We start from the raw sequence: 5,210 nt of genomic DNA, 5'->3' as shown, positions 1-5,210 counted from the left end.
TCCATGATATTCAGCCGCACAATCACTCAACAAAAGATCACCCGCATTCACCTGTTTCAAATTAGTCGTATAATGTAAAACACAAGCATTTTCAGATGCTCCCACAATACTTGGATAACCTGGATACTCAGATCCACTCGCCTTAAAATGATACTCCATGATCGCTTGGGCTTGATATTCCTTCATTCCGGGATGTATCGCCTTCATGACTTCGCGATGGCCCAGTGAACTAATTTGACTTGCCTTGCGCATAATCGCAATCTCTTCTGGCTGCTTGATTCCACGCAGTGAACTTAATGTCTGCAAAGTAGAACGCATCGCTAACGGTTTATTCAAGGCAATCACATTGCTATCTAACACTGTTGCCATACGAGCAAGCGGGTCTAATCTTCGTTTATATTTCGTAAAAATCGCTTCATTTCGATACATGGAATACACGGAATCCACGGTAGCTAAATCAAGCGTGTTTGCTGTAAACAAATCATTGGCAAAGACATGCTGAATCTGATACGATTCCTTAACTCCTGCTTCACCTAAAATTTTACCCGTCCACATTTCTTTGAACGGATCTCGCTTTTGAACAAAAATAAACTCAGTACCCGTTTGGTTTAAGAGGGTAACCGGACGCTTAAACATCACCAAAACGGCATTTGGCTCCTGTAATCCAGTAAAGTAATAGAAATTCTTATTCTGCGCATATTGATAATCTACATCATCATTACGAACGCGCACCTGAGAAGCGAAAAATAGAGCAACACCCTTATCTGACATAGCCGCCTTAAAGGCTTCCCTCCTTCCTGCATGAAATGCAGGACTCAAATAATCTTGCGGATAATCAGCCGTGTTTTGCGCTGAGATCAATAAAGGACTTAAACAGAGTGCTAGAAATAGCACGAATTTATGCGACATAGGTATAGCTATTTAATACGAAAAGAAATGATTGGATTAGATGGATAAGTACGGTCAACAACAACCGAATCTACGCTGTGCTGAATTAATGACCAATTCTGCTTCCATACAGCCGCTGAACCAGAAACATTGATAATAGGCAAATTTAACTTCTTGGATAGCGCAAATAAACGATTTGTTTGAACCGAATCTTGCAAATCTACCCATGTAACAAGCGAATGATCCGCATCCAAGTTACGTAGGTAGTAATAATTCCAACTGTCAAAATTGACAATAGCCGGCTTAGCTACCTTCGTATTTTTAACTAAATCACGGTAATCAGTTCGAAGGGATTCATGCGCTTGCGAATGAACCAGATTAATTCCAAAAACAAGGATATTCAATGATAACCAAACCATCAAACTTTTCAAGTAAACGGGACGCCTACCATCAAACCAAAACCCCAGCAAAGGAATGAATAAAAATACCGTATGATGTCCAAATCGAATTTTACCCAATACTAAAAACGTCAAAGCCATGATAATAAAAGCGGCCAGATACCACCTAGCCTTGTAATTTGCGTGTTTGAATTCCAAGACAAGTAAGCCAACAAAAACGATTCCAAACCAACTTAAACCATTCCAAACATTGGCCTGAATAAAATCATAATAATTCAAATGGCGCAGCACATAAAAGCTAAAGTCAAACTGATTTACAATCGTATTTAATACAATTCTCCTTTCCTCCCAAAAAGTAAAATCACCCGGTGATGCTAACACCTTAATAAATGGGAGTTGGAAATTCCCCAATTCTACGGACTGAAATTGACGAACACGAATATCGGCCAACAAATAAACCAAAACGAACATACTAAACCCAGCTAATGCCAGGCCCATTTTAATCAGAAAATCACGTTTCAAAATTGCCTCAAACGACAGACGATTCAATGAGAAAACCAACACACTAGGCATTAAATAGACAAAAAACAATTTGTCATAAAAAGCTAAGGACCACAAGAAGGAAAGACACAGGGCAGCGAGCCAACCGAACATTGGGTGCGCTAGTTTATTGGTCAAATGAAAACTAAGCACAAAAATAATTAACGCTACATTGACCGGGCCAGCATCACGCAAAACAGCGATGTAAATTGGTAACAATAAAAACAAAAACCATTTTCCAGCACTTGACATCGAAAATGTCCGTAGGATTAAGACAAACAATAAGGCTAACGAAAGCAAGGAATAAGCCATTTTAGCTTCAATTATAGGCATCGAAACATAGAAAGGCCAAAGTAAAATCCCTTGCAAATTACCCGTATATAAAAATGGAAAATAGACCGAAAGGCCTAAAGGAAAGAACTTTTCGTAAGCACCAAATCCCTCCTTAAACGCATTAAGTTGGAAATTTGGCAATTGATACGCTAATGAATGGAAATGTAAAAATTCATCTTGGTGGAATGGTAAATAGGCATAAAGGATCCATGCTATAAAACCAAAAACCAACCAATAGATTAATTTCATATAAATCTAAAATTCTTTGTAGTGCGAACAAAGATAGAGAAAATAAAAAACACCCAAAACTGAGCTATAGATGTAGTGGTCAAAACCCACAAGGAACCTCCCCTTTCTAAATGAACTTATTATTCTTATTTCGCTTTTAACAATTCAGAACCGGCTAGCAAGAAACAACCTAGACCAAAATCTTCGAAATTGGGCACATGATCAAATGTCACTGGCTGAGAATCTTTAGGCTCTTTACCGGTACCTTGGACAAAACCCAAAAATCCATTTGGATGTACACATGATGACATCCCCTTCCAAGCTTGATCAATGATTGGTCTATATTTTTTTGCGGGCAATATACCTTTCCGGACTCCCCAAGCCATACCATATACAAACAAAGACGTACCAGTCAATTCCGGCCCTCCATAATTAGTTGGGTCCATCAAGGAAACATTCCAAAACCCATCCGCCCGCTGCAACGGAGGCAACGCCTCAGAAAGTGCTATAAAATCGGCAAGATACTCCGCACGGTGTGGATCATTTTCCGGTAATAAATCAAGCGTTCTAACTAATGCGGCATACACCCAAGCGCTTCCACGTGACCAATAGCAATTGGCACCATTCGGCTCTTTGTAGGGAGGAACAAAATCTTTATCCCGCCACCACAGTTTATCAACCGGATTATAAAGACCCTTTCCGCCATGTTTGTATTTGGTAAACGCATACAAATCATACATTTTCTGAAAATAACGCGGATCTTTATAAATCACGCCTAAACGTGTATAAACGGGCATGCTCATTTGCAAACAATCAATCCAAGACCAATCATCCGCTTTTTCCGTTATGACCATATTCTCAATATTGGCTTTAATAGGCTTAATCCGCGCAGAGTCGCCTGACATGAGGAACAAATCCATATATACCTGTCCACACGCTTGATCATCCGCATTGCGCGTTTTTACCCCATTTCGCAATCCCCATTGATGAAATTCACCCCAATCAATCATGTATTTTAAATCAGACGCCTTGGGATCTAGTTTATATAATTCAATCAAACCCTCATAATAAACTGATCGTGTCCAAATGTTAGATGGTCTTGTCCGATCAGGGCTAACAATCACTTGACCAACATCCGGCCATTTCTGTTGGAAATAACGATTAGCCAAATGCATCTTCGCCAGTACTTGCTTTTTATTTGGCGCAGCTACAAGCGAAAAAGAGGCTAAAAAACACAAAAAAATAATCTTTTTCATCAATTAAGAAAGGTGAAATACAGATGGAATATCAATGGCAACAGGTGAGTTATCTGCATTACTTTGCATAATATCACCCATATACTTCCACCAGCGCTGCATGACTTCCTGCGCAGGAAGCTGATCAAGTGCACCTAAATCAGGAGCCTCTAGATAGGCAAATAAGGTAAGTGTGTCCGAATCCAAGAAAATGGAATAATTCTGAATACCTACTGAATGCAATAGGTCTACGAGTTCGGGCCAAATCAAGTCATGCCTACGGGCATATTCGGCTTCAAAACCGGGCAAAAGAAACATTTTAAACGCTTTTCGTTGCATCGCTTTAAGTTTCTTTTGAAAGGAAGAAGTTGGCAAAAACTACTGAATAATTTGAGCCTTAAATGCAGATAAAGCTGCATCGTCGAAATTCAAATGTGTAACAAAGCGAATGTACTGCGGCCCAAAAGGCGCACAAAAAATGCCCTTGGACTTTAAATCAGCCACTTGGTCTACCGAGCAAATGCCTTCCTTTAATTGAACAATGACGATATTGGTTGTTACCGGAAGAATGGAGTCTACCCAAGGTAGTCCGACACAAATAAGGGCTATTTCTTTCGCTCGGGCATGATCTTCTTGCAAACGCGTTACGTGATGATCAAGCGCATAGATCCCAGCCGCAGCTAAAAATCCCGCTTGGCGCCATCCCCCACCTAACCGTTTACGAACACGCCTCGCTTGTTTGATAAATGCATGAGAACCCAACAACAAAGAGCCTACTGGAGCTCCCAAGCCTTTCGATAAACAAACAGAAATCGAATCAAACCATGCCCCAAATTGATTGGGCGTTTGACCCGTAACAGCCATTGCATTGAAAATTCGTGCCCCATCGAGGTGAAGCGGGATGTTTATGTGCCGACAAAAATTTGAAATTTCCTGTAAGCTTTCTGAACTATACACGCTACCACCACCTTTATTGACCGTGTTTTCAAGACTTACTAATTTACTTTCACAGGCATGAATGTCATCAGGAGAGATTGCTGCTTCGATTTGAGCACGTGTTAAGCGACCTAAATCACCTTTCAACAACTTAACGGAAGCGCCTGCATTCGCCATAATGCCCCCACCCTCGTATAAATAAATGTGTGACAACTCATCACAAATCACCTCTTGTCCCCTACTTAAATGAACTGAAATGGCGATTTGATTGGTCTGCGTACCAGAAACACAAAAAAGTGCGGCCTCCATACCAAACATATTGGCCACCTTTTGCTCCAAAGCATTAACGGAAGGATCCTCACCAAAAACATCATCCCCCAGCGGCGCTGCAAACATAGCCTCGCGCATAGCTTGAGTTGGCAAGGTAAACGTGTCACTTCTTAATTCCACATGCATATTAAAACTGCTTTAGATAGGACAATTTAGCTAAAAAACTTTGTTGCTTTTGTTGGGTCCCATCAGTTCCTTGGTAATTCAACGAATTAAATACTAAATACACAAAGGAGAGCGGCTGGTATTCCCACGACAAACGTACGTTCATTGATTTTAAATCATCCGTCGTATTCTTTTGGTAAAATCCAATCAGCTGAAA

The 5,210-nt window shown here is 40.4% G+C and carries 6 protein-coding genes; all 6 read right to left on the bottom strand.

Annotated features, from left to right (window positions below):
- A partial coding sequence (locus tag ACIQ6T_RS11175; protein ID WP_395786406.1) for an aminopeptidase P N-terminal domain-containing protein occupies positions 1 to 909 on the bottom strand: 909 nt, incomplete at its 3' end.
- 8 nt (positions 910 to 917) lie between these two features.
- A complete protein-coding gene (locus ACIQ6T_RS11170; RefSeq protein WP_395786404.1) occupies positions 918 to 2,408 on the bottom strand; it encodes a hypothetical protein in 1,491 nt (496 codons plus the stop codon).
- Positions 2,409 to 2,533: 125 nt separating this feature from the next.
- Entirely contained in the window at positions 2,534 to 3,643 is a 1,110-nt protein-coding gene (locus ACIQ6T_RS11165; protein WP_395786402.1) for a glycoside hydrolase family 88 protein, read from the bottom strand.
- Between the two features lie 3 nt (positions 3,644 to 3,646).
- The gene (rhaM, locus tag ACIQ6T_RS11160; RefSeq protein WP_395786400.1) at positions 3,647 to 3,961 is read right to left on the bottom strand and encodes an L-rhamnose mutarotase; all 315 of its coding nucleotides are present in this window, start codon (positions 3,959 to 3,961) and stop codon (positions 3,647 to 3,649) included.
- 39 nt (positions 3,962 to 4,000) lie between these two features.
- On the bottom strand, positions 4,001 to 5,014 hold the full coding sequence (locus tag ACIQ6T_RS11155; protein ID WP_395786398.1) for a threonine aldolase family protein: 1,014 nt from the start codon (positions 5,012 to 5,014) through the stop codon (positions 4,001 to 4,003).
- Position 5,015: 1 nt separating this feature from the next.
- Positions 5,016 to 5,210: hypothetical protein (locus ACIQ6T_RS11150; protein ID WP_395786396.1), on the bottom strand; the 195-nt coding region annotated here is incomplete at its 5' end.

It is taken from the genome of Aquirufa sp. (assembly GCF_044377215.1).
Lineage (GTDB): Bacteria > Bacteroidota > Bacteroidia > Cytophagales > Spirosomataceae > Aquirufa.
The sequence above is the reverse complement of the archived record's forward strand: the minus strand, read 5'-3'. Positions and strand labels throughout refer to the sequence as shown.

Coding starts and splice junctions, on each gene's coding strand:
- rhaM (WP_395786400.1), bottom strand. CDS start 3,961: ATGCAACGAAAAGCGTTTAAAATGTTTCTTTTGCCCGGTTTTGAAGCC.
- ACIQ6T_RS11155 (WP_395786398.1), bottom strand. CDS start 5,014: ATGCATGTGGAATTAAGAAGTGACACGTTTACCTTGCCAACTCAAGCT.
- ACIQ6T_RS11165 (WP_395786402.1), bottom strand. CDS start 3,643: ATGAAAAAGATTATTTTTTTGTGTTTTTTAGCCTCTTTTTCGCTTGTA.
- ACIQ6T_RS11170 (WP_395786404.1), bottom strand. CDS start 2,408: ATGAAATTAATCTATTGGTTGGTTTTTGGTTTTATAGCATGGATCCTT.